17 protein-coding genes are annotated in these 23,365 nt (G+C 64.0%); 7 read left to right on the top strand and 10 right to left on the bottom strand.

The genetic code is table 11. The annotated features are described in order from the left end of the window. Positions 1-286: 286 nt before the first annotated feature. Complete coding sequence (locus JQK88_RS32905; RefSeq protein WP_246750147.1) at positions 287-565, bottom strand: hypothetical protein; 279 nt, start codon at positions 563-565, stop codon at positions 287-289. A 197-nt stretch (positions 566-762) separates the two neighbouring features. On the opposite strand from JQK88_RS32905, the gene typA reads away from it, so the two are divergent. Further along, the gene (gene typA / locus JQK88_RS32900; RefSeq protein ID WP_203280723.1) at positions 763-2,592 is read left to right on the top strand and encodes a translational GTPase TypA; all 1,830 of its coding nucleotides are present in this window, start codon (positions 763-765) and stop codon (positions 2,590-2,592) included. A 60-nt stretch (positions 2,593-2,652) separates the two neighbouring features. Here the strand turns inward: typA and JQK88_RS32895 are convergent, their stop codons facing one another. Together JQK88_RS32895 and JQK88_RS32890 are read right to left on the bottom strand one after the other, a co-directional pair. Beyond that, positions 2,653-3,279 carry a DUF1062 domain-containing protein gene (locus tag JQK88_RS32895; protein WP_192254930.1) on the bottom strand — a complete coding sequence of 209 codons (627 nt, stop codon included), beginning with the start codon at positions 3,277-3,279 and terminating at the stop codon, positions 2,653-2,655. A 325-nt stretch (positions 3,280-3,604) separates the two neighbouring features. After that, positions 3,605-4,639: an L-idonate 5-dehydrogenase gene (locus JQK88_RS32890; protein WP_203280722.1), complete on the bottom strand. Its 1,035-nt coding sequence runs from the start codon at positions 4,637-4,639 to the stop codon at positions 3,605-3,607. 141 nt (positions 4,640-4,780) lie between these two features. Between JQK88_RS32890 and JQK88_RS32885 the strand changes: the two genes are divergently transcribed. Next, entirely contained in the window at positions 4,781-5,395 is a 615-nt protein-coding gene (locus JQK88_RS32885) for a LysE family translocator (RefSeq protein WP_192254932.1), read from the top strand. A gap of 78 nt (positions 5,396-5,473) precedes the next feature. Here JQK88_RS32885 and JQK88_RS32880 read toward each other — a convergent pair whose 3' ends face one another. Both JQK88_RS32880 and JQK88_RS32875 read right to left on the bottom strand, forming a co-directional pair. Continuing rightward, positions 5,474-5,797 carry a YciI family protein gene (locus JQK88_RS32880; protein ID WP_181062078.1) on the bottom strand — a complete coding sequence of 108 codons (324 nt, stop codon included), beginning with the start codon at positions 5,795-5,797 and terminating at the stop codon, positions 5,474-5,476. A gap of 120 nt (positions 5,798-5,917) precedes the next feature. Continuing rightward, positions 5,918-6,481, bottom strand: coding sequence for a peroxidase-related enzyme (locus tag JQK88_RS32875; RefSeq protein WP_192254934.1), 564 nt, complete (start codon positions 6,479-6,481; stop codon positions 5,918-5,920). Positions 6,482-6,612: 131 nt separating this feature from the next. On the opposite strand from JQK88_RS32875, the gene JQK88_RS32870 reads away from it, so the two are divergent. Both JQK88_RS32870 and JQK88_RS32865 read left to right on the top strand, forming a co-directional pair. Then, positions 6,613-11,403, top strand: coding sequence for an NAD-glutamate dehydrogenase (locus tag JQK88_RS32870; RefSeq protein ID WP_203280721.1), 4,791 nt, complete (start codon positions 6,613-6,615; stop codon positions 11,401-11,403). A 238-nt stretch (positions 11,404-11,641) separates the two neighbouring features. Beyond that, positions 11,642-13,057 carry an MFS transporter gene (locus JQK88_RS32865; protein ID WP_203280720.1) on the top strand — a complete coding sequence of 472 codons (1,416 nt, stop codon included), beginning with the start codon at positions 11,642-11,644 and terminating at the stop codon, positions 13,055-13,057. A gap of 168 nt (positions 13,058-13,225) precedes the next feature. On the opposite strand, the gene purH is transcribed toward JQK88_RS32865, so the two are convergent. From purH to htpX, 4 genes are all read right to left on the bottom strand, one after another. After that, on the bottom strand, positions 13,226-14,842 hold the full coding sequence (gene purH / locus JQK88_RS32860; protein ID WP_203280719.1) for a bifunctional phosphoribosylaminoimidazolecarboxamide formyltransferase/IMP cyclohydrolase: 1,617 nt from the start codon (positions 14,840-14,842) through the stop codon (positions 13,226-13,228). A 106-nt stretch (positions 14,843-14,948) separates the two neighbouring features. Then, a complete protein-coding gene (locus tag JQK88_RS32855; protein ID WP_203280718.1) occupies positions 14,949-16,673 on the bottom strand; it encodes a heparinase II/III family protein in 1,725 nt (574 codons plus the stop codon). 223 nt (positions 16,674-16,896) lie between these two features. Next, positions 16,897-18,282 (bottom strand): RsmB/NOP family class I SAM-dependent RNA methyltransferase, encoded by a 1,386-nt coding sequence (locus tag JQK88_RS32850; RefSeq protein ID WP_203280717.1) that lies wholly within the window; start codon positions 18,280-18,282, stop codon positions 16,897-16,899. Continuing rightward, the gene (gene htpX, locus JQK88_RS32845; RefSeq protein ID WP_192254946.1) at positions 18,273-19,298 is read right to left on the bottom strand and encodes a zinc metalloprotease HtpX; all 1,026 of its coding nucleotides are present in this window, start codon (positions 19,296-19,298) and stop codon (positions 18,273-18,275) included. Before htpX ends, JQK88_RS32850 begins: the two co-directional genes overlap by 10 nt. A 105-nt stretch (positions 19,299-19,403) precedes the next feature. On the opposite strand from htpX, the gene JQK88_RS32840 reads away from it, so the two are divergent. After that, the gene (locus tag JQK88_RS32840; RefSeq protein WP_192254948.1) at positions 19,404-19,625 is read left to right on the top strand and encodes a DUF1674 domain-containing protein; all 222 of its coding nucleotides are present in this window, start codon (positions 19,404-19,406) and stop codon (positions 19,623-19,625) included. A 92-nt stretch (positions 19,626-19,717) separates the two neighbouring features. Here the strand turns inward: JQK88_RS32840 and JQK88_RS32835 are convergent, their stop codons facing one another. After that, positions 19,718-20,383: an HAD-IA family hydrolase gene (locus JQK88_RS32835; protein ID WP_203280716.1), complete on the bottom strand. Its 666-nt coding sequence runs from the start codon at positions 20,381-20,383 to the stop codon at positions 19,718-19,720. 180 nt (positions 20,384-20,563) lie between these two features. Between JQK88_RS32835 and JQK88_RS32830 the strand changes: the two genes are divergently transcribed. Both JQK88_RS32830 and JQK88_RS32825 read left to right on the top strand, forming a co-directional pair. Beyond that, a complete protein-coding gene (locus tag JQK88_RS32830; RefSeq protein ID WP_192254952.1) occupies positions 20,564-21,433 on the top strand; it encodes a transglutaminase-like domain-containing protein in 870 nt (289 codons plus the stop codon). Positions 21,434-21,727: 294 nt separating this feature from the next. Further along, complete coding sequence (locus JQK88_RS32825) at positions 21,728-23,203, top strand: TadE/TadG family type IV pilus assembly protein (RefSeq protein ID WP_192254954.1); 1,476 nt, start codon at positions 21,728-21,730, stop codon at positions 23,201-23,203. Positions 23,204-23,365: the final 162 nt, after the last annotated feature.

Below are 23,365 nucleotides of genomic sequence, written 5' to 3'. Positions count from 1 at the left end.
CGCTCGCAAGCCTGTCACCCAGAAATGCCTCAACCAGGCTCAATTGTCCCGTCCGCTTAACCGCCATTGCGACTCTCCCGACTTTCGCCTTCAGAGAATCACAACCAGCCAATTACGCAACAGGCCCCTTGAGGGGGAGATGGCCGCGAAGCGGCCAGAGGGGGTCGGTTCGACCAGGCTCAACCTTCCGTCGCAGCGCAGGAGGTTGGCGCTTCACGCGAGACGACCCCCTCTGTCGCCTTTGGCGACATCTCCCCCTCAAGGGGGGAGAGGGGAGCAGCGCCCGTCAATCCGGATAGCAAACCGTCGGAATCTTCGGCCAAACCGCGCTGTCGCAGCCGGCAGCCTGCTGCCTCTGCTTGAAGGAGGCGCTGACCGGGCCGGTAACCACGGGGTCGACGCCATCAGGGGCGTCGGCGAACATCTGCTCGGCCGTCTGGTCAGAGGACGAGACTGGATCGGCTTCCTTCAGCGTCGCGGCCGATTGCGCGGCATTGGCCGCCAGCAGGGCAGCGAATGCGACCGAAGCGATGAGTGGCCAAAATCGGTTGAGTTTGTCGGTCATGAATTTCGAACTGCCCGGGCCCCGAAAGGTTCCCGCCTTGGTTAACAAAACCATCTCACACCGAGATGCTTAAGATTTGATGAGTATTTGGTGATGCGCCTCCTCTTTCGCAATTGCGAAAAACCCTGTATGAGCCGCGCAACCGAAAGAGGCGGCGCCTTTTGGCCTGCTGCCTGCAACGCTCCCGAGACCACAACATGAAAATTCGTAATATCGCGATCATCGCGCACGTCGACCATGGAAAAACCACCCTCGTCGACCAGTTGCTCCGGCAATCCGGCTCCTTCCGCGACAATCAGCGCGTCGCCGAGCGCGCCATGGATTCCAACGACCTCGAAAAGGAACGCGGCATCACCATCCTGGCCAAGGCGACCTCGGTCGACTGGAAGGACACCCGCATCAACATCGTCGACACCCCCGGCCACGCCGATTTCGGCGGTGAGGTGGAGCGCATCCTGTCGATGGTGGATTCGGCCATCGTGCTGGTCGACGCCGCCGAAGGCCCGATGCCGCAGACCAAATTCGTCGTCGGCAAGGCGCTAAAGGTCGGCCTGAAGCCGATCGTCGTCATCAACAAGATCGACCGTCCGGATGCCCGGCACGTCGAGGTGGTCAACGAGGTGTTCGACCTGTTTGCGGCGCTCGACGCCACCGACGAGCAGCTCGACTTCCCGATCCTTTACGGTTCGGGCCGCGATGGCTGGGTTTCGGAAAATCCGGAAGGCCCCAAGGATCAGCAGCTTGCGCCGCTGTTCGACCTCGTCATCAAGCACGTGCCGGAGCCGACTGTTCATCCCGGCCCGTTCCGCATGATCGGCACCATTCTGGAAGCCAATCCCTTCCTCGGCCGCATCATCACCGGCCGCATCGAATCCGGCACCTTGAAGTCCAATCAGGCGGTCAAGGTGCTGCACCATGACGGCACGCAGATCGAGACCGGCCGTATTTCCAAGATCCTCGCTTTCCGCGGCCTCGAGCGCCAGCCGATCGACGAAGCGCAGGCGGGCGACATTGTCGCCATTGCCGGCCTGTCGAAGGGTACCGTCGCCGACACGTTCTGCGATCCGGCTGTGACCGAACCGCTGCATGCGCAGCCGATCGATCCGCCGACCGTCACCATGTCCTTCCTGGTCAATGACTCGCCGCTCGCTGGCACCGAAGGCGACAAGGTCACCAGCCGCGTCATCCGCGACCGCCTGCTGCGCGAAGCCGAAGGCAATGTTGCGCTCAAGATCGAGGAATCGCCTGACAAGGATTCGTTCTTCGTCTCCGGCCGCGGCGAATTGCAGCTGGCCGTGCTGATCGAGACGATGCGCCGCGAGGGTTTTGAAATCGCGGTGTCGCGTCCCCGCGTCGTCATGCAGAAGGGCGAGGACGGCGAATTGCTGGAGCCGGTCGAGGAAGTCGTCATCGACGTCGACGAGGAGCATGCCGGCGTCGTGGTGCAGAAAATGTCGGAGCGCAAGGCCGAGATGGTCGAACTGCGCCCCTCCGGCGGCAACCGCCAGCGCATCGTCTTCCACGCGCCGACACGCGGCCTGATCGGCTACCAGTCGGAACTGTTGACCGACACGCGCGGCACTGCCGTGATGAACCGGCTGTTCCACGCTTACGAAGCCTACAAGGGCGAGTTGCCCGGCCGCACCAATGGCGTGCTGATCTCCAACGAGCAGGGCGAGTCTGTCGCTTACGCCATGTGGAACCTGGAAGACCGCGGACCGATGGTCATCGATCCGGGCGTCAAGGTCTATCAGGGCATGATCATCGGCATCCATAGCCGTGACAACGACCTCGAAGTGAACGTGCTGAAGGGCAAGAAGCTGACCAACATCCGCGCCGCCGGCAAGGATGAGGCGGTCAAGCTGACGCCGCCGATCCGCATGACTCTGGAGCGCGCGCTGGCCTGGATCCAGGACGACGAGCTGGTCGAGGTGACGCCGAAGACCATCCGCCTGCGCAAGCTCTATCTCGACCCGAACGAGCGCAAGCGCTTCGAGAAGTCGGCGAAAGTGGTCGGCGCGGCTTAATCGTCTGATTTTTCCGGATATGGGACGGGGCGAAGCACCAACATGCTTCGCCCCTTTCGTTTATCCGCTGGCCGCTGAGATAATGGCTTTGCGGTCGGCTTCGCTGGCGAGATCAATCCGCACGGTGGTGCCGTTGCGGGCCGGCTTGCGCAAAGCCTTGGCCCCTTCCGGATCAACGACCAGCAATCGCTTCTCCTCCAGCGCCTGAAGCCTCGACCGTGAGATGCCGAGCTCGCCGGCAAGCAAACGGTCGAGTCGCAGCGATGTCGGCATTTCCAGCGCGAGCCTGAGTTCAAGCGCGGTTACGCATTCGCCTTCGTCGCCGAGCCTGTGCTTGTGAACGGCGACGTCGGAGAATTCCTCGATGCGTCCGACCCGGCTTCGCAACGTCACGACATCGAAGGCGTGGCGGCGGGCGAGGGCCGGGTCGTTGCTTTCAAGGGCGGCCAGCAGCGCCGGTTCGATGTCGCGGCGGTTGCAGCGTTCGAAAATGCCGAAATTCCACGAATTGTCGCAGTCGATACAGCGATAGATCAGCCAGACGTCGATGCGCTTGCCATTGGCGTTGACGCGGAATTTGTCGCTGCAGCAATAGGCTTTCACGGCGCGGCAGCGGTTGCAGTTGATGAGAGGTCGAGGTGCGATTTCGGGCGCAATCGCCCAGTGGATGCGCAAAGTGCCGGACATGCCGATAAGCCCTTCCCGTCGGGAAGTTCATCAGGCCAGCGATGTCGAGATGTCCCTGCGGGCACGGCGTGGCGGTAGGCTGCGGTTCTTGAAAGTCAGGTGTCGCGGACGCGCGACAGCGGTTCAGCAGTGCCAAACCGGTCTCGAACCGCCGCCTGAGGAACACGTGAAAATGGAGCAGGCTCCGCTGACGGCGGCGCCCTGCCAGGTGTGATCAGGGGAGTTGGCGAGACCGGCGGTTACTGAGGCAAAGTGAAGCTCGAACTTGATGTCGGGACGGCTCTTCTAGCGACAAGCCAGCAGCCGGGCAAGCTTCGTGGTTTGCCTAACTGAACGCGATCTGCACCTTCATGGATTGGGTGCGGTCGCCGGCGATCTCGAACGCCGCAACCGCCTCGTCCATCGGATAGATGCCGGTCAGCAGCGGCTTGACGTCGACACGACGGTTGTTGATCAGGTCGACGGCCAGCGCGAACTCGTCGTGGAAACGGAAGCTGCCACGCATCTCGATCTCCTTGGCGACGATGAGATTCTGCGGCAGGGACATGTCGCCGCCAAGGCCGAGTTGAACAAGCACGCCGCGCGGATTCAACACGTCGAGCCCCGCCCGCACCGCGCTCTCGTTGCCGGAGCACTCGAACATCACGTCGAAACTGCCCTTTTCGACGTTGTAGGCGGCGAGGCTGGCGCCGTCGGTGGCGACATTGATGGTGCGGTCGGCGCCGATCTCACGGGCCTTGACCAGAACGGCGTCCATGACATCGGTGGCGACGATCTCGCGCGCGCCGTGCACGCGCGCAGCCAGGATGCAGAGCGCGCCGATCGGCCCGCTGCCGGTGACCAGCACCCGCTTGCCGAGCAGCGAGCCGGCGCGGTTCACGGCGTGCAGCGTTACCGCGAAGGGCTCGGCGAAGGCGGCTTCGTTGATGGAGACGTGGTCCGCTATTTTGTGGCATTGCCAAGCCTCGGCGACGAGGCGCTGGCGGAAGGCGCCCTGTATATGCGGCATCGGCATGGCGCTGCCGTAAAAGCGCATGTTGAGGCATTGGTTCTGCATGCCTTGCAGGCAGTAGCGGCAAGCATTGCAGGGCCGGCTGGGCGAAATCGCGACACGGTCGCCGACCACGAGACCAGAGACGCCGGTGCCAAGCGCTCTTACCGTACCGGCGACCTCATGTCCCAGAATCATCGGCTCGCGCAGGCGCACGACGCCGAAGCCGCCATGATTGTAATAGTGCAGGTCCGAACCGCAAATGCCGCCGGCTTCGACTGAAATCTCGACCTGTCCGGCGCCCGGCGTGCCTGGATCGGTCTCCTCGATGCGAAGGTCTTTTGCCGCGTGGATGACGATTGATTTCATGGCCGCGATCCTTTCTCAAACCATAGGTGCGGGCAAGTCCGGCCTCCGAAATATGTCGCGTGCGCTGGCCCATCAGGCGGATGGGTGCCAAATCACCAGCGATCGGATATTCTTGGCCGTCCAACGTTCGAAGGCACTGCCATGCACCTCACCTCGCTGCTGATTTTCGCCGCCGCTCTGTTCGTCGCCGCCGGCTCGCCCGGTCCGTCGATCGCGGCACTCGTCGCTCGCGTCATCTCGAAAGGGTTTCGCGACGTGTTCCCGTTCCTGCTTGCCATGTGGATCGGCGAGGGCATCTGGCTGTCGCTGGCGGTGTTCGGACTGGCTGTCGTGGCGCAGACGTTTCACTTCGCTTTCGTGGTCGTGAAATGGGTCGGTGTCGCCTACCTCGCTTATCTCGCCTGGAAGATGTGGACCGCGCCGGTCGAAGCCAGGGACGGCGAGATGCCGCGCGAGGATTCGCAGGCAAAACTGTTCTTTGCCGGCATGGCGGTGACGCTCGGCAACCCCAAAATCATGATGTTCTACCTGGCGCTGCTGCCGACCATCATCGATCTCGCTTCGGTCAGCATCGTCGGCTGGGTCGAGCTGACGGCGACGATGGCGATGGTTCTCATCGCCATCGACCTCGCCTGGGTGGTCGCCGCCTCGCAGGCGCGCAAGCTGCTCAAGAGCAAGCGGGCGATGAAGATCGCCAACCGCATCAGCGCCACGACGATGGCCGGCGCCGCGGCGGCCATCGCTGCGCGGTCATAGGGCATGACCCCAAACCGAAGGATCGCATCAGCGAAAGGCGGGATCGTTTTTTGCTTCGATGACCTTCGGTAGATCGCGTCACATCATTTCGATGATCGGCGCGATCTCGACACTGAACGCCGGGTCCATCAGGATCGGGCAACCCTTCGCCTTGGCGACGGCATCGTCGATGTCCTTCGCTTCGACGATCGTGTAACCGGCGGTCGGACTGCTGCCACCATTGTTCTCGACCTTGCCGCCGGGCAGCACCATCTTCGACTTGCCGACCGGATTGCCGCCGTCGACGACGGCCGAGCCAAGCTTGCCGTACCAGCCGGTCCAGGCGTCCATCGAGGCTTTCCGCTCGGCCTCGTCGGTCGGCATCTTGCCGGAGCCATGATAGACATAGAGAAATTTCGCCATGTTCTCCTCCCTTGGTGAGCGGCTCGAACCGGCACGCGGTCATGCCGCCCGATCATCGGACCAAACGGGCAAACAAGCAACGAGAATGAGGGATAGCTGATATAAGGCGGCCGCCGCGCCTCACCTTGCCATGGCGTGGTATTCGTCGTTCGGTCGCATGTCGATGGCCGCGGCTACCCGGTTCGACATGTTGAAGAAGGCGGCGGTCGAGGCGATGTCCCAGATGTCGCGGTTGCTGAAGCCGGCGTTGCGCAATGCCGCCCGGTCCGCCTCGACGATCTTTGCCGGCTCTTCGGTCAGCTTGACGGCGAATTCGAGCATCGCCGTCTGCTTCGGTGAAAGATTGGCGGCACGGAAATTCATCACCATCATTTCGCCGAAGGCCGCGTCGCCGGAGAGCTGCCGCACCGCCGCGCCATGCGCGGTCAGGCAGTAATAGCAATGGTTGATCGAGGAGACGACGACCGCGATCATCTCGCGTTCCAGCTTCGACAGGCCCGAATCGCCGAGCATCAGATCATTGTAGGTGTCGGTGAAAGCGCGCAGTTTTTTCTCGTCAAAGGCGTAGGCAAGAAGCACGTTGGGCACCAGACCGAGCTTTTCCTCGCATTTGGCGAAATAGGCTTTTGTCGCCTCGCTGAGCTCCGCGATGCCGAGGTCAAGGGCGCTGATTTTGCCGGACATGGGGTCTTCCTCTTCGTTCATTGCCGCCTGGCCGCCGAATTCCGATAATTCTTAGCGAGCCGTCAAACCTTTGTCGCCAAACGGCGGTCATCTGCTACCATAGTCGTAAAAGCATGTGACGGGAGGACATCATGGCGAGCGTGAAATCCGCAGCTAAGTCGAAGAAAAAGGCCAGCGCGGCGGTGAAGCCTGACGAGAAGTCGGCCAGGCTTGCCGACTATCTGCTGGCCCGCGCGCCGGCTGAAGACATTGCCGCCTATCACGCCGCCGACCTTGAGCGCGCCGCCGATCTGGCGGGACGGGCCGTCGCCATCCACAAGAAGGGCCACAGCGTCGTTGCCGTCGATGCCGATTCCGGTGTCTCTCGCGAGGGCCGGCCGGTGACGGTCATCACCGTCGTCAACGACAACATGCCGTTCCTGTTCGATTCGATCCTGGGCGAGATCACCGAGACATCGGGCGAACCGACTTTGGTTACCCATCCGGTCATCGTCGTGCGCCATGGCAAGACCGGCGTCGACGAGATCCTCGGCGACGGCAGCATCCTCAAGGACGATGGCAATCACGACCGCCTGAGCGTCGTTCATGTCCACATCCCGCGCCTGACGGCGGAGCAGGCGAACGGCTTGGCCGATCGCTTGCGCAAGATGCTCAACCAGGTGCGCGCCGCGGTCAGCGACTGGAAGCCGATGCTCGCCCGTCTCGACCAGGCGATTTCCGAATTCCGCTATTCCGCCGTGCCATTGGACAAGAAGAGGGTCGCCGAGGCGATCGCCTTCCTGGAGTGGCTGCGCGACGACAATTTCACCTTCCTCGGCATGCGCGAGTTCAAATACACCGGCGGCGCGGAGAGCGGCAATCTGGAACGCGCCGACAAGCCCGGCCTCGGCATCCTCTCCGACCCGGATGTGCTGGTGCTGCGGCGCGGAACCGAGGCTGTGACAACCACGCCCGAAATTCGCACCTTCCTGCATGGGCCGGAGCCGCTGATCGTCACCAAGGCCAACGCCAAGTCGCTGGTGCACCGCCGCATCTATCTCGACTATATCGGCGTCAAGACCTACACCGCCAAGGGCGCGCTTGCCGGCGAATTGCGCATCGTTGGCCTGTTCACCTCGACCGCCTACACGCGCTCGGTGATGAAGATCCCTTATCTCCGCTCAAAGGCCGAAACCATCATCGCCAAGTCCGGTTTCGACCGCCACGACCATTCCGGCAAGGCGCTGATCAACGTGTTGGAAAGCTATCCGCGCGACGAACTGTTCCAGGTGCCGGTGCCGGTCCTGAAGAAGCACGCCGCCGCCATTCTCGGCCTGATAGAGCGGCCACGGGTGCGGGCGCTGGTGCGCGTCGACCAGTTCGACCGCTTTGTCTCCATCCTGGTCTTCGTGCCGCGCGACCGCTATGACAGCGTCGTTCGCGAGAAGGTCGGCACCTATCTCAAGACCGTGTTCGAAGGCCGTTTGTCGGCTTACTATCCGGCCTTCCCTGAAGGCGGGCTGGCGCGTGTGCATTTCATCATCGGACGCTCGGGCGGCAAGACGCCGAAGGTCGAGCAGGCGGCCGTCGAGGCGGCCATCCGCGACATCGTGCGCACCTGGGATGACGCGCTGGCCGAGGCGGCGGAAGCCGGCGGCGGCGATCCGTCGCTGAAGGCGATCGCTGCGCGGCTTCCCGAGAGCTATCGCGACTCCTTCAGCGCGGCCGTGGCGCTGGCCGATGCCGGGCGCATCGCCAAAATCAGTGCCAGCAATCCGATCGCCATCGACTATTATCGCCACGCCGAGCAGAAGCCGCATCAGGCGGCACTGAAGATCTATCATCACGGCAGCCCTGTGGCGCTGTCGCGGCGGGTGCCGGTGCTTGAAAACATCGGCTTCCGCGTCATCAGCGAGCGCACTTTCGAGGTCGACGAGGAGGGCGGCGACACTGTCTTCGTCCACGACATGGAGTTGGAGAACAGCTACGGCAAACCGATCGACCTCACCGATGGCGGGGCGCTGTTCGAGGACGCGTTCCTGTCGGTGTGGCGCGGCGATATCGACAATGACAGCTATAACGGCCTTGCCCAGACCGCCGGCCTGTGGTCGGGCGAAGTCACCATCCTGCGCGCTTATGGCCGCTATCTGCAGCAGGCCGGGATTCCGCAGAGTCAGGATTTCATAGCCGCCGCGCTCAACCGTTATCCGGACATTGCGCGCGGCCTGCATGCGCTGTTCGTCGCCCGCCTCGGGCCGACGGCCGGGACGGAAGGCGTGGTTGCCGCCAAGCATCTCAAGGCCAAGATCAAGGATGCCTTGGAAGAGGTGCCCAATATCGATGACGACACCATCATCCGCCGCTACCTCAATCTGATCGAATCTTCGCTGCGTACAAACCATTTCGTTGCCGAAACGAAGGCGCGGGGCCAGTCGCTGGCGATCAAGCTCGATTCGCAGGCGGTCGAAGGCCTGCCGGCGCCGCGGCCATGGCGCGAGATTTTCGTCTACGGGTCCGAGGTCGAAGGCGTGCATCTGCGCTTCGGCCCGGTGGCGCGCGGCGGCCTGCGCTGGTCGGACCGCGCCCAGGACTACCGCACCGAGGTGCTGGGCCTGGTCAAGGCGCAGCAGGTCAAGAACGCCGTCATCGTGCCGGTCGGCGCCAAGGGCGGCTTCTTCCCCAAGCGCCTGCCCACAGGCGGCAGCCGCGACGCCATCTTCGAGGCCGGCACCTCGGCCTACAAGAACTTCGTCTCCAGCCTGCTGTCGATCACCGACAATATCGGCCTGGATGGAGTGATCCCGCCGACCGGCGTTGTCAGGCGCGACCCCGACGATCCTTATTTCGTGGTTGCTGCAGACAAGGGCACGGCTACCTTCTCCGACACCGCCAACGCAATCTCGGAGAAACACGGCTTCTGGCTCGACGACGCCTTCGCCAGCGGCGGCTCGGCCGGCTACGATCACAAGAAGATGGGCATCACCGCCAAGGGCGCCTGGGAAGCGGTGAAGCGGCATTTTCGCGAGATGAACCGCGACATCCAGACCTCGCCCTTCACCGTCGTTGGCGTCGGCGACATGTCGGGCGACGTGTTCGGCAACGGTATGCTGTTGTCGCCGCAGACCAGGCTGATCGCGGCCTTCGATCATCGCGACATTTTCATCGATCCCGATCCGGACAGGGTGGCGTCGATGGCCGAGCGCGAGCGCATGTTCGCGCTGCCGCGCTCATCCTGGCAGGACTACGACAAGACCAAACTGTCTGAAGGCGGCGTCATTGTCTCGCGCAGCCAGAAGTCGATCACACTGCCGCCGGCGGCAGCCGCCGCGATCGGCCTCGCCAAGACCACCGCGACCCCGGTCGAGATCATGACCGCCATCCTCAAGGCGAATGTCGACCTTCTGTGGTTCGGCGGCATCGGCACTTATCTGCGGGCCTCCACCGAAACCAATGCCGAGGTCGGCGACCGGGCCAATGACGCCATCCGCATCACCGCGCTGGATGTCCGGGCGAAAGTGATCGGCGAGGGCGCCAATCTCGGCGTCACGCAGCGCGCCCGCATCGAGTTCGGTATGAATGGCGGCCGCTGCAATTCCGACGCCATCGACAATTCCGGTGGCGTCAACTGCTCCGACGTCGAGGTCAACATCAAGATCGCGCTGGCCTCCGCCATGCGCAAGGGACTGCTGACCCGGCCTGCGCGCAACAAATTGCTGGCTGAAATGACCGACGAGGTCAGCGGGCTGGTTCTGTCCAACAATTACGAACAGACGCTGGCGCTTTCGATCGCGCGCAAGCGTGGCCTCGCCGACATCGCGCATCAGAGCCGCTTCATGACGGCGCTGGAGGCGCGCGGCCTGCTTGATCGCGCCGTCGAGACACTGCCGTCGCCGGCGGCGCTCACCGAGCGCGAGGCGCGAGGCGAGCCGCTGACCCGGGCCGAGCTCGGCGTGCTGCTTGCCTATGCCAAGATCGTGCTGTTCTCCGACATCGTCGCCAGCGACGTGCCGGACGATGCGCATTTCGACCGCGACCTGATGGGCTATTTCCCCGATCGGATGGCGAAGAAATACGCCACCGAAATCCATGGCCACCGGCTGCGCCGCGAGATCATCGCCCGCGTCGTCGCCAACGATCTCGTCAACCGCGGCGGCCCGTCCTTCGTCAACCGGCTGCAGGAAGCCACAGGGCGCAGCGCCGCCGATGTGGTGCGCACCTTCGCCGTGGTGCGCGATGGCTTTGGACTGCCGGGGCTCTACCGCGAGATCGACGCGCTCGACAGCCAGATCGATGGCCAGGCACAGCTCGACCTCTACCAGTCCGTCAGCCGGCTTATCTTCGTGACCAGCGGCTGGTATCTGAAGAACGATGCCGGAGCCGCAGCGCTCGGCCAGCGTATCGCCGAATTGCAGGAGGCGCGCAAGGCACTGGAGCCGAAGCTCATCTCGCTGCTGCCGGGCTTCTCGCGCGAGCGGATCGAGGAGCGGCGGCACGGCCTGTTCAAGGCCGGCGCGCCGGAAAAGCTGGCCGAAAAGCTGGCCCTGGCCGATCTGGCGGAGCTGATCCCTGATATCGCGCTGACGGCGCGCACGGCCAATGCCGACATCGTCGCGGCGGCCAAGGCGTTCTTTGCTGTCAGCGATGCTTTCCGCATTCCGCGCGTCGAAGAAGCGGCGCGTTCGATCACGCCGTCGGATTATTACGACCAGCTGGCGCTGTCGCGTGCCACAGACACGATCGGCGCGGCGCGACGCGGCATCGCGGTCGCCGCTCTCACCGGCCATGCCGGCACGGCGGACCCGGTGGCCGCCTGGCTGGAGGCCGGCGGCGAGCGGGTGGCCCGCATCCGCGAGCGGCTGCAGGCGCTGACCGAAGGCGGCGACATTACCGTGTCGCGGCTGTCGGTGGCGTCCGGGCTGATGAGCGACCTGACGGGGATGTGAGGCTTCGCAAGGCTTTGGGTTCCTCGCCCCCGCAAAGCGGGGGGAGAGGTGGCCGCGAAGCGGGCGGAGAGGGGGCTTCGTGGGGCTGAGCCTTGACCAGTAAACGGCGCTTTTCCCCCTCTCCGTCTCGGCTTTGCCGAGCCACTTCTCCCCCACTCCGTGGGGGCGAGGAACCCGAGAGCAATGAGGTGGGGCAGCGCACGCTTGTTAATTGCATGAGCACCGGAAACATGCAGACATGGCGCCCGATACGGGCGGAGCAGGGACCTTCAGCATGGCGGCGGTAGAAACAGTGCAGCGGGCATCGGGACGCGGCATCTGGGGATGGATGCTGTTCGACTGGGCGGCGCAGCCTTTCTTCACCGTCGTCACCACCTTTATCTTCGGGCCCTATTTCGTCTCGCGCATGGCCAGCGATCCCGAAAGCGGACAGGCCGCCTGGGGTTATGGCATCGCCGCCGCGGGCCTGGTCATCGCCGTCTTGTCGCCGATCCTCGGCTCGATTGCCGACCAGACCGGCCCACGCAAGCCATGGATTGCCTTCTTCGCCTCGATCAAGATCATCAGTCTTTGCCTGCTGTGGTTCGCCGCTCCCGGCTCGAACCTTTTCCTGGTGGTGCTGTTCTTCTCACTGGCTTCAGTGGCGGCGGAATTCTCGACCGTGTTCAACGATTCGATGATGCCGCGCCTGGTGCCGAAAAGCGAGATCGGCCACGTCTCGAATATGGCCTGGGGCCTTGGCTATCTCGGCGGCATGATCGCGCTGATCTTTGTCGTCACTTGCCTGGCGGGCTCGGCGGAGACCGGCAAGACGATCATCGGCATCGACCCGCTGTTCAGGCTCAACCCGAAACTCGGCGAGGACGCACGCGCCACCGGGCCGCTGTCTGCAGGCTGGTATTTCCTGTTCATCCTGCCGATGTTTTTCTTCACGCCGGACGCCATCAAAGGCATTCCGATTGGGCCGGCGGTCCGCGAAGGCCTGTCGGAGCTGAAGTCGACACTGACCGAAGTGCGCCAGCGCAGTGGCATCCTTCGCTTCCTTGTCGCTCGCATGATCTATCAGGACGGCGTCAACGCGCTGCTCGCCTTGGGCGGCACATTTGCGGCGGCAATGTTCCACTGGTCGATCACCGAGATCGGCATGTTCGGCATCATCCTCAATGTCGTCGCTATCGTCGGTTGCCTGGTTGCCGCGCGTCTCGACACCGCGCTCGGCTCCAAGACCATCGTGATGATTTCGCTCGTCATGCTCAGCCTCGCCACCATCGGCATCGTTTCGACCGGGCCTGGTTACACGCTGTTCGGCGCCTGGATGATGCCGGGAGCCGATAGCGGCGGCCTGTTCGGCACGGCGGCGGAAAAGGCCTACATCTTCTACGGCTTGTTGATCGGGCTGGCCTTCGGGCCGGTCCAGGCATCGTCGCGCTCCTACATGGCGCGCAGCGTGACCGCTGCCGAGTCCGGCCGCTATTTCGGCATCTATGCGTTGGCCGGAAGGGCGACCAGTTTCCTGGCGCCGTTCATGGTGGCGTCGATCACGCTCGCGAGCGGCTCGGCGCGACTCGGTATGGCTGCGATCGTGCTGTTTTTGGGCGTCGGCATCGCGATATTGATCTGGACGCCGTATCCGGCGGATCAGCCGGTGGGGTGACTGCATTCTTCCTTCCCCCTTGTGGGGGAAGGTGGCCTCGCGAAGCGAGGTCGGATGAGGGGTGTTCCAGGGAACGCAAACCTCTCACTCCGCTGGAACACCCCTCATCCGTCTCGGCGCTGCGCGCCGATCCACCTTCTCCCACAAGGGGAGAAGGGGAAGAGGCGCCTAATGCCTGAAGTGCCTGACCCCGGTAAACACCATCGCGATGCCATGCTCATCGGCGGCGGCGATGACGTCTTCGTCGCGCATCGAGCCGCCGGGCTGGACGACGGCGGTGGCCCCGGCTTCGATAGCTGAGATCAGCCCATCGGCGAAGGGGAAGAAGGCATCGGAGGCAACCACCGAGCCTTTGGTCAGCGGCTCCGCCAGGCCAGCCGCTTCCGCCGCGTCGAGCGCCTTGCGGGCGGCGATGCGCGAGGAATCGACACGGCTCATCTGGCCGGCGCCGATGCCGACGGTGGCGCCGTCCTTGGCGTAGACAATTGCGTTCGACTTGACGTGCTTGGCGATGCGGAAGGCGAATTTGAGATCGGCCATCTCAGCCGCTGTCGGCGCGCGCCTGGTCACCACCTTGAGTTCGAGATCGTCGACCACCGCATTGTCGCGGCTCTGGACGAGCATACCGCCGGCGACGGACTTCACCGTGGTGCCGGCAGCGCGCGGATCGGGCAGGCCGCCGGTGACCAGCAGGCGCAAATTCTTCTTGGCGGCAACGATACGGATGGCGTCTTCCGAAGCGTTCGGCGCGATGATCACTTCGGTGAAGGTTTTCACGATCTCCTCGGCCGCCTCGGCATCGAGGATGCGGTTCATGGCGACGATGCCGCCAAAGGCCGAGACCGGATCGCAAGCCAGCGCCCTTGCATAGGCCGCGGTCAGCGAAGCGCCTTCGGCGACGCCGCACGGGTTGGCGTGCTTAATGATCGCAACCGCGGCGCAGCGGTTGGGATCGAACTCGCCGACCAGTTCGAAGGCGGCGTCGGTGTCGTTGATGTTGTTGTAGGACAGCTGCTTGCCCTGCAACTGCCGCGCTGTCGCGACTCCCGGCCGCTTGTCGCCGTTGACGTAGAAGCCGGCGCCCTGATGCGGGTTCTCGCCATAGCGCATGACGCTCTCCAGCCGGCCGCCGAAAGCGCGCCAGGTCGGATGCTCGATCTCCAGCGTCTCGGCGAACCAGCCGGAAATCGCCGCATCGTAGGTCGCGGTGCGGGCAAAGGCCTTGGCCGCCAGCTTCTTGCGGAAATCCAGCGACAGCGAGCCGATGTTCATCTCCAGCGCATTCAACACCGAGGCGTAGTCGCCGGGATCGGTGACGATGGCGACATAGGCGTGGTTCTTGGCCGAGGCGCGGATCATCGCCGGACCGCCAATGTCGATGTTCTCGACGATCGCTGCATAGTCGGCGCCGGAGCGGCGGACCTCTTCGAATGGGTAGAGATTGGAGACGAGGAGATCGATTGGCTCGATGCCGTGATCGTGCATGGCCTTTGCATGCTCCGGATCGTCGCGCACGCCGAGCAGCGCGCCATGCACCGACGGATGCAGCGTCTTGACGCGGCCGTCCATGATCTCGGGAAAGCCGGTCAGCTCGGAAACGTCGCGCACGGCCAGCCCCGCATCGGCGATCGATTTTGCCGTGCCGCCGGTCGAGACCAGCTCGACGCCGGCCGCGGCCAGGCCTTTGGCGAAGTCGATCAGGCCGGTCTTGTCGAAAACGGAAAGCAGGGCGCGGCGGACCGGAACGAGGTCAGGTGCCGGAATGTTCTTGGCGGCGACGGCCATGGGCTGGCGGCCTTTCAGGGCTGATTGGAGAGCGTTTCCGGGCCGTAGCACATAAGGTCAGGAAATCAAGCCGGAAGCTCGATCAAGCCAGTGCCGGCAACGACGCTCAGTTTTTCTCGGGGTAGCCGGCGATGCCGGTGCGCGTCAGCTGCCAATGGACTTCGGCAACCTCCGAGGCCTTGAAGGCAAGCACGATCTGGCGGCTGCGGCGCGGACCGCCGAGGCCGGCGAAATAGATCGATTCCTCCACCTCCGGCGCCACCTCGGTGCAGGTGAACACCCAGGTGTCGGCCTCGTCGGCGGTTAGCACCAGGCGGTCATGCTCGTCTTGCAGCAGGTTGATGTCGGGATGAATGTGGAAGCGCACCACGACGAAGTCGCGGCCATTGTTGCGGATCGCCGCACCGCCGGGGCGCAGGAAGCGGTCCCGTCCGGCAAGCACATTGCCCTCGCTCGACAGTTTCAGCTCACGCTCATGCTGGAAGCCGAAGCGCTGGACGTAGCCGTCATGGCGGGCGATGAAGCCTTGCGCGCCCTTCTGGTCGATGCGCTTGCACGGCACATGCTGCGGGCCACCGAGCAATGGGGTGCCGAGCAAGTCGTTGACGCGCAGCGAGTGGGAAAAGCGCGCCGACGAGGTGTCGTTGATGGTGGCGGTCGAATGTGCCGCGGTGGCGCGGGCCAGCGGCCGGAATTCGGCGGCGCCATAGGTGTCGATACCGGCATTGACGACATAGTGCTGGCGGCCCGAGGACAGTTCGAAGGCCAGGCAGCCGGCATGCGCAGCGTTGGAGACGTCGATGGGCGGCGACGCGCCGGTATCGGCAATGACAGTCACGCCGCCCATAGACAGCCGCTCATAGCCGGAATGCGGTGCATGCAGCAGCGGTGCGCCGGCGGTGTCGTCGTGGCGCAATATGGTGGCGATGCGGTCGTGGATGGTGGCGCCCATGCCATTGAAGCGGGCGAGGCTGCCGTCCTGGTGACGGAAGAAGCGTAGCGCCGGCAGCATGCGGTCGATGGCACCCATAAGGGCTGCCGGTGGCGTTTCGGCCTGGTTGGCATAGGTCTGGCGCAGCGGCAGAAGGTCGGCGAGCAACTCGAGCACGGCCATCGGATTGCGCGAAATATGGCCGCCGTCGGGAAGGATCTGGCGGTCGAGTTCTTCCGCCAGATTGCGGGTGGCGCCGCGCAGTGCCGAGGCCGGCGCCGGCAGCGATAAAGCGGCGAAGGCAAGCGCGATGCGGGCGCGCAGCCTGTCCTTGCCATCCGGCATTTCGCGCGCCATCGAGCGCAGATAGCGGATCTGCACGGCGAGCGATTTCAGAAAGGCGCGATAGAACGGAAATTCGGCGCCTTGTAGGACAACCGAGGAATGTTGCAGCCAGGCGATGACGCGCTTGGCGGTGGTGCCGGGCTCCCAGGCGATGCCGGATATCTGGTTGCCGTGCATGGCGATCCAGTCGGAAACCAGCGCGCGGGCGTTGGCTGCGGCCAGCTCGGTGCCGGCGGCGCGCATGTGGCGCAGCCAGCGGAAACCGTGCAGCGTTTTCACCCAACCACGATTGGCGACATCGATCTGGAACGGCGATTTGCCGCCGGTCTCGACCAGATGGCCCGACAGCGGGTAGCGGCCGTAATAGATTTCGAGCGCGATCTGCGGGTCGGCGAGCCTGAGATCCGGCGGCGCAATCAGGACGCGCTCCGGCGTGCGTCCGGAATAGCGCCAGCGATAGACTGGCCCTGCCCGCAGGCGCCGGCGCGTCTTGCGCCAAAACTCCTTAGCGACAAGCGTCCACAGACGTGTCGTACTGCCGGCAGCCAGTGCCAAAACCCCTCCTCGTCGTCCACTTCCCAAGCACAAGCTTATATGATTCAAGAACTTATGCGAAGTCGAATTCGGCCGACGTGAAGGGCTTCACGCTGCCGGCGGCCGGTCAACCCCGAAAAAAGTCGAGCGATTTCCGGGGGTAAGCCCGACAATCTGGCACTCACTTGCGGTTGTGACGCGGTTGATCACCAAGGTCTGCGGTCGGCAACCTGAACCGACGACCCTAGGCCGCGCGCCGCATGCGGGCGGCGAAGAAGCCGTCCAGGCCGGAAATCCCCGGCGAACCTAGGTCGAAATCGGCGGGCGTTGTGCGCAGCGTGCCCTGGCTGGTCAGGAAAGCATCGATGCCGTCGATCTCGCCCGGCTGCAATGGATCGTCGGCGATGGTTTTGTTTCCGGCCAGAAAGGCGCGATAAAGATCTTCGCCTTCGATCGGGTCGAGCGAGCAGTTGGAAAAAACAATCCGACCGCCCGGTTTGACCAAGGTGACGGCGCGGGCGAGCAGCCTTGCCTGCAGGTCGGCAAGCTTTTCGACATCGGCCATGGTCTTCGTCCACGGCACGTCGGGATGCCGCCGCACCGTGCCGATGGAAGAACAGGGCGCGTCGAGCAGCACGGCGTCGAACAGCTCCGCCGGCTGGTATTTCAGCAGATCGGCCTGGACGATGTCCGCCGACAGGCCGAGCCGTTCGAGGTTGTGGGTCAGCCGCGCCAGCCGGTTCTTCGAGGTGTCGACGGCGGTGACTTTTGCGCCGGCAAGGATCAGCTGGGCGGTCTTGCCGCCCGGGGCGGCGCAGAGGTCGGCGATGCGCAGGCCTTTGACATCGCCGAACAGCCGCGCCGGAAAACTGGCGGCGGCGTCCTGAACCCACCAGGCGCCTTCGCCGAAGCCGGGCAGTTCGGTGACGGAGGCGCTGAGCTTTTCCACCCGGATCGTGCCGGTCGGCAGCACGATGCCGCCGAGCTTTTCAGCCCAGAGTTCGGGATCGGCCTTGACGGTGAAGTCGACCGGCGCCTCGACCCGGTGAGCAGCGAGAATCTGCTTCGTCTTGTCGGCGCCATAGGCGGCCTTCAGCCTATCCGAGAACCACTTTGGCGCTTCGTCGGTGGCGGCGAGGGCTGCCGGCAGTTCGGTTTCCTTGGCGCGTGCCAACGTGCGCAGCACGCCGTTGACGAGGCCGGAAAAGCGCTGCGTGCGGGGATCGGACTTGGCGTGGGTCACGGCAAGGTCGACGGCGGCGCTGTCGGGAATGTCGAGGAACAGGATCTGCGCCGCTGCGACATGGAGGACGTGCGACAGAGCCGTGGCGTTGGGTGGCAGCGGCTTTTCGAGGCGCTTGGCCAAAAGCCCGGCAATCGTTATGCGGTAGCGCAGCGCGGTGACCAGTATGGCGCGCACCAGGCCACGGTCGCGCAGGTCGAGCGCCTTGTATTGCGGATGGCCGTTCTCGTGGTCGGTCAGCCCGTCGAGCGGCGTGCGCGCATCGATGACAGCAGCGAGCAGCCGCGCCGCCACCTTGCGCGCGGCGAGGCCGGCGACCGGTTCGTCGGAGCTGTTTTCGCGATTGCCTGAATGTGCGGGCCGGCCTCTGGCTTCGCTCACGACCATGGACCTTTGGGTCCGGTCGGGTTGCGGCCCCACGGGTTGGGCTTTGGCTGTGCCGGTTCGGCTGGCGGCTCAGGCTGTGCCGGCCTGCCCCATGGGCCTTGCTGGCCATCGGAATGCAGTTCTTCGGTGGGCTCGGGCGTCGGCATCTGGCGCGGCGCCGGCTGGCTGCCGGCCATGTCGCGCGCCATCGCCTGCAGCGCGGCGATGCGGTTGTCGGTGTTCGGGTGGGTCGAAAACAGGCTGTCCATGCGCTCGCCGTGCAGGGGATTGATGATGAAGAGATGCGCGGTCGCGGGGTTGCGTTCGGCATCCGGGTTGCGGATGCGTTCTGCGCCGCGAGCGATCTTGTCAAGCGCTGATGCCAGCCAAAGCGGATTTCCGACGATTTCAGCACCCCGCCTGTCGGCCTCGTATTCGCGCGTGCGGCTGACCGCCATCTGCACGATCATGGCGGCAAAGGGCGCCACCAGCATCGCCACCAGCACGCCGACAAAACCGAACGGATTGTTGTTGTCGCGGCTGCCGCCGAAGAAGAAGGCGAAATTGCCGAGCATCGAGATGGCGCCGGCGAGCGTGGCGACGATGGTCATGGTCAGCGTATCGCGGTGCTGGATGTGGGCGAGCTCATGCGCCATGACCGCCGCCACTTCCTCATGCGAAAGGCGCTCCAGCAGGCCGGTCGAGGCCGCGACCGCGGCGTTCTCGGGATTGCGGCCGGTGGCGAAGGCGTTGGGCTGCGGATTGTCGATCAGATAGGTCTTCGGCATCGGCAGGCCGGCCTGCTTGGCCAGCGCCTCGACGATGGCGTAAAATTCGGGCGCATTCCTGGCGTCGACCTCGACGGCGTGGTTCATCGACAGCACCATCTTGTCGGCGTTCCAGTAGCTGAACAGGTTGGTGCCGGCGGCGACCAGGAAGGCGATCATCATGCCGCCGGTGCCGCCGATCAGAAAGCCGACGCCCATGAACAGCGCCGTCATGGCGGCAAGTAGCATGGCGGTGCGTAGCGTGCTCATCGTCTGCTCCGTTTGCGGCCGTGGCAAAAAGGGGTCGATCCGGGTGTCATCATCGCTATATGATGGGAAACGCCGCCTCTCGTTTCAATCCGCCGGAACTATCGCATGACCGACGAAACCAGCAAAGCCGACGCCGATCCGGATGGCGCGGCGCCTCCGAAGGACCTGACACCCGCCGCCCGCCGTGCGCTGGCCGAGGCCAAGGCGCGCCGTGACGAGTATCGCCAGAAGGAAGCTGCGCTGCCCAAGGAAATCGGCGGCCGCGGCGGCAAGGAACCCGGCCGCTACGGCGACTGGGAGGTCAAAGGCCTGACCAGCGATTTCTAGGAGTTCGGGAACAGAAGAACAGAGGAACTGAAGAGTTGAAGAAAAAGGCGCATAGCGCCCGATGTTCTCCAGTTCTCCAGCTCCTCAATTCCTCAGGCCGCGCTGCGCTGCGGCTCCAAGGTCATCCAGCCGCCGTCATCGACGGCGATGCCTACAGCGTCGTAGCCGGCAATCGCGGTGTGCAGTGTCGCCATCGGGTGCTGGTGGGTGGCGCTGATCACCATCACCGACGCTCCTGCCGCCTCGGCGGCGGCGATGCCGGCCGGGGCATCTTCGAAGACCAGGCAGTCGCCGATATCGACGCCGAGGCGTTTTGCCGCCAGCAGGAAACAGTCGGGCGCCGGTTTGCCGCGCGAAACGTCCTCGCCCGCGACCATCAGGGCCGGACCCGGGATGCCGGCCGCCTGCATGCGCAGCAGCGCCAACGGGCGCGGCGCCGAGGTGACGATCGCCCAGCGCTCGGGCGGCAGTGCGTTGAGGAACGGCACGGCGCCGGCGATCGGCAGCACGCCTTCGACATCGTCCGACTCGGCCTGCAACAGTAGCAGCGCCTCATGCACCGGATCGACGCCGGGAAGCGCCAGCCTGGTGATGGTCTCGACCGCGCGCGCGCCGTGGATCGTCGGCAGGAAGGTTTCGACGTCGAGACCATGCCTAAGCGCCCATGCCGCCCAGACCCGCTCGGCCGAAGCAATCGAATTGAGCACCGTGCCATCCATATCGAAGAGAAAGGCGGCGAATTTTCTGCCTGCAAACATAAGATTTTCCAACGGGGTCAGGGAGCGTTTCAGGAGGGTCAAAACATGTCGCTCGACCGTAACGTCGCCACGCCCGCCTGGGAAGGCGTGGGCGGTCCTTTTCGATAGTTCCAGGGAACCATGGTCCCGCTTCTGGCGTTTGAGCAAAACTGTTTTCCACGAGATCGAGGGGGACTTGCGATGCTGATCCGGCTTGGCTACGAAATCGCCATTGACTGCGTGGACGCCACGCCGGTCATCTCGCTACTCGAGATCCATGCGGACCGGCAGGCCGACATCAAGCGGCAGACGCGCGTGCTGACCTCGCCTTCGGTGCCGAGCAAGGTCTATTACGACCTGTTCGGCAATGCCTGCCGCCGCTTTGTCGCGCCCGCCGGTAATTTCCGTATCCTCTACGACGCTGCCGTCGAGGACAGCGGCGAGCCCGATGCGGTCAACACGCTGGCCAGGGAAGTGCCTGTGGCCGAACTGCCGGACGATGTGCTCGGCTATCTCCTCGGCAGCCGCTATTGCGAGACCGACCATCTGAGCGGGCTGGCCTGGCAGCTTTTCGGCCATCTGCCGTCCGGCTGGGCGCGGGTGCAGGCGATCGTCGACTATGTCCATAACCGGCTGTCCTTCGGCTATGGCTATGCCCGTCCGACGCGCACGGCCGCACAGGCGAATGAGGAGCGGGTCGGTGTCTGCCGCGACTTCGCCCATCTGGCGATCACCCTGTGCCGTTGCATGAACATCCCGGCCCGCTATGTGAACGGCTATCTCGGCGACATTGGCGTGCCGGTCGATCCGGCGCCGATGGATTTCTCGGCCTGGATGGAAGTCTACCTCGACGGCAGGTGGTACACGTTCGACCCCCGCCACAACACGCCCAGGATCGGCCGCGTCGTCATCGCGCGCGGCCGCGACGCCACGGATGTGCCGCTGCTGCACAGTTTCGGTCCGCATCGGCTCAGCCTGTTCAAGGTCTGGACCTATGAGCAGGAAGGCAAGCTGTTCAATCCGCCCTATCACGGCGTCGACAAGACCGTCAGCGCGCACATGCTCGCATAGAGCGGTTCTTGGCCCGGATTCTGATCCGCTTCGACACACTGCATCCTCCGGACATCTGTGCCGGATCGGGACCGGCATTCGGCACGCAGCGGATCATGGTAAGCACTTCGTAAACGAAGTCGCTTGCGTGAATTTCCGTTTACCGCCCGTTCACTTTGCTGCGATGCAGAACCCAGCAAAAACAACGGCTTGAATGATAGTTGGCTGCTTTCGCGGAGGCAACCGCGCGATCCGGCCGGAATCCTGCATTGGCCGTCCCGCGGCGACTGGGCCGAGGCGAACGGAGGCTGAAGGATGCGGAATTACGGGGGTCTTATTCAGGCGGCGGGTGTTTTCACCAGGGATCGCAGTGGAAGTTTCGCGGCGCTGTTCGGCCTTGCCGCTTCGGTCCTGGCGCTCAGCGTCGGCTTTGCCGTCAACATCTCCCAGATTTACAACGCCAAATCGAGCCTGCAGGGCGCGGTCGATGCCGCTGTCACCTCGACCGCGCGCGACCTGACCACCGGGGTGATCAGGGAAGCCGATGCCAACAAGTCGGTGCAGGCCTTTCTCGACGGCAACAGCATGGCCGGCATACTGCAAGCCAACCAGATCGTTCTCGACAAGCTCACCGTCGACAGGACCGCCAACACGGTCACGGCCGACGCCCACGTCGATGTCGGGCTCTACTTTCCGCTGTTCAGCGTCGGTGACATGCAGCGCGTCGGTGCTTCCACCTCCGCGCTCTATTCGGACAAGCAGGTCGAGATCGCCATGATGCTCGACATAACGGGATCGATGGCGAAGCGGGGCAGTGTCGACAAGATCGGCGATCTGAAGGCCGCCGCGAAAAACGCCGTCCAGACGATGCTGCGGAACCAGGATCCGAAGAACCCCCGCATCCGCGTCGCGATCGTGCCTTACGCTTCTGGCGTGAACGCCGGCAACCTGGCGGAAAACGTCTATGCCGAGAAGGCAGGCAGTTCTGAACTGCCGCCAGTCGCCGGCAGTTCGCTTCTCGTCGCCAAGACGGGCAAGAACCTGCTGCCGTCCTTCAGCGACTATATCACCATTGTTGGCGCGGCGGTGCCAAACCCCGATAATTGCGCCACGGAGCGCAAGGACAAAAACGGCAATGCCGATTTGAGCGCCGATGGCCCGGATACGATTCGCACGGACAAGAGCGGCAAGAAATATTATGCCCTGGTCAACCGGGATGATCATCTCGGTGGCGGAGGCATGAACAGGTGCCCCGATGCGGAAGTGATCCCGCTGACCGCCGATTCCGGGGTATTGCTCGATGCGATCGACGACTTCCGGGCCGATGGTTATACGGCCGGCGCGATCGCCATTCAGTGGACCTATTATATGCTGTCGCCGCAATGGCGTACCGCGATCAAGAATGCGGGTCTCGGCAAGGGTGCGGCGGATGCCAATGCCAAGAAGATTGCCAAGGTCGCGATCCTGATGACCGATGGCCAGTTCAACACCGCCTTCGCCGGCGCCACCGGCAACTACAACAGCCAAGGCAACCTTACGCGCAGCAACGCCCAATCACTGTGCGGCAATATGAAAAATGACGGCATCGAGATTTTCACCATCGGCTTTGATCTAAACGACAAGGCCATGTCGGCAACCGAGCGAGACCAGGCAAAGGCGGTGCTGAAGGACTGTTCGTCGAAAGACACTTCCGCCGCCAATCATTATTTCGAGGCGTCCACCGGAGCAGAATTGGACGCCGCCTTTCAGGAAATCATCAGCAACACCGAAAAGGTCGCACTGACCCAGTAACGCTCCAAAGGAAAAGGCCGCCGCTTCTTGACGAAGCCGGCGGCCTTCCGTGTTTCCGTCCATGGCGCGGCCGATGGCGGCGACCGAAGTCACCCACCGCGCTTCTCGCGCCTTAACGGGAAGACTGCTTCCCGAAAGTGCAATCCGCTGAGGCCACGTTCT

Origin of the sequence: Mesorhizobium caraganae (assembly GCF_016836705.1) — a bacterium.
Classification (GTDB): Bacteria; Pseudomonadota; Alphaproteobacteria; order Rhizobiales; family Rhizobiaceae; genus Mesorhizobium; species Mesorhizobium caraganae.
Note: the sequence above shows the minus strand (reverse complement) of the source record. Positions and strands in the feature narration are given on the sequence as shown.

Excerpts from the sequence above, each read along its gene's own strand:
- JQK88_RS32835 (WP_203280716.1), bottom strand. The coding sequence starts at position 20,383 with ATGTTTGCAGGCAGAAAATTCGCCGCCTTTCTCTTCGATATGGATGGC.
- JQK88_RS32875 (WP_192254934.1), bottom strand. The coding sequence starts at position 6,481 with ATGTCCGGCAAAATCAGCGCCCTTGACCTCGGCATCGCGGAGCTCAGC.
- JQK88_RS32885 (WP_192254932.1), top strand. The coding sequence starts at position 4,781 with ATGCACCTCACCTCGCTGCTGATTTTCGCCGCCGCTCTGTTCGTCGCC.
- JQK88_RS32905 (WP_246750147.1), bottom strand. The coding sequence starts at position 565 with ATGACCGACAAACTCAACCGATTTTGGCCACTCATCGCTTCGGTCGCA.
- htpX (WP_192254946.1), bottom strand. The coding sequence starts at position 19,298 with ATGAGCACGCTACGCACCGCCATGCTACTTGCCGCCATGACGGCGCTG.
- JQK88_RS32890 (WP_203280722.1), bottom strand. The coding sequence starts at position 4,639 with ATGAAATCAATCGTCATCCACGCGGCAAAAGACCTTCGCATCGAGGAG.
- typA (WP_203280723.1), top strand. The coding sequence starts at position 763 with ATGAAAATTCGTAATATCGCGATCATCGCGCACGTCGACCATGGAAAA.
- JQK88_RS32880 (WP_181062078.1), bottom strand. The coding sequence starts at position 5,797 with ATGGCGAAATTTCTCTATGTCTATCATGGCTCCGGCAAGATGCCGACC.
- JQK88_RS32895 (WP_192254930.1), bottom strand. The coding sequence starts at position 3,279 with ATGTCCGGCACTTTGCGCATCCACTGGGCGATTGCGCCCGAAATCGCA.
- JQK88_RS32870 (WP_203280721.1), top strand. The coding sequence starts at position 6,613 with ATGGCGAGCGTGAAATCCGCAGCTAAGTCGAAGAAAAAGGCCAGCGCG.
- JQK88_RS32825 (WP_192254954.1), top strand. The coding sequence starts at position 21,728 with ATGCGGAATTACGGGGGTCTTATTCAGGCGGCGGGTGTTTTCACCAGG.
- JQK88_RS32830 (WP_192254952.1), top strand. The coding sequence starts at position 20,564 with ATGCTGATCCGGCTTGGCTACGAAATCGCCATTGACTGCGTGGACGCC.
- JQK88_RS32840 (WP_192254948.1), top strand. The coding sequence starts at position 19,404 with ATGACCGACGAAACCAGCAAAGCCGACGCCGATCCGGATGGCGCGGCG.
- JQK88_RS32850 (WP_203280717.1), bottom strand. The coding sequence starts at position 18,282 with ATGGTCGTGAGCGAAGCCAGAGGCCGGCCCGCACATTCAGGCAATCGC.
- purH (WP_203280719.1), bottom strand. The coding sequence starts at position 14,842 with ATGGCCGTCGCCGCCAAGAACATTCCGGCACCTGACCTCGTTCCGGTC.
- JQK88_RS32865 (WP_203280720.1), top strand. The coding sequence starts at position 11,642 with ATGGCGCCCGATACGGGCGGAGCAGGGACCTTCAGCATGGCGGCGGTA.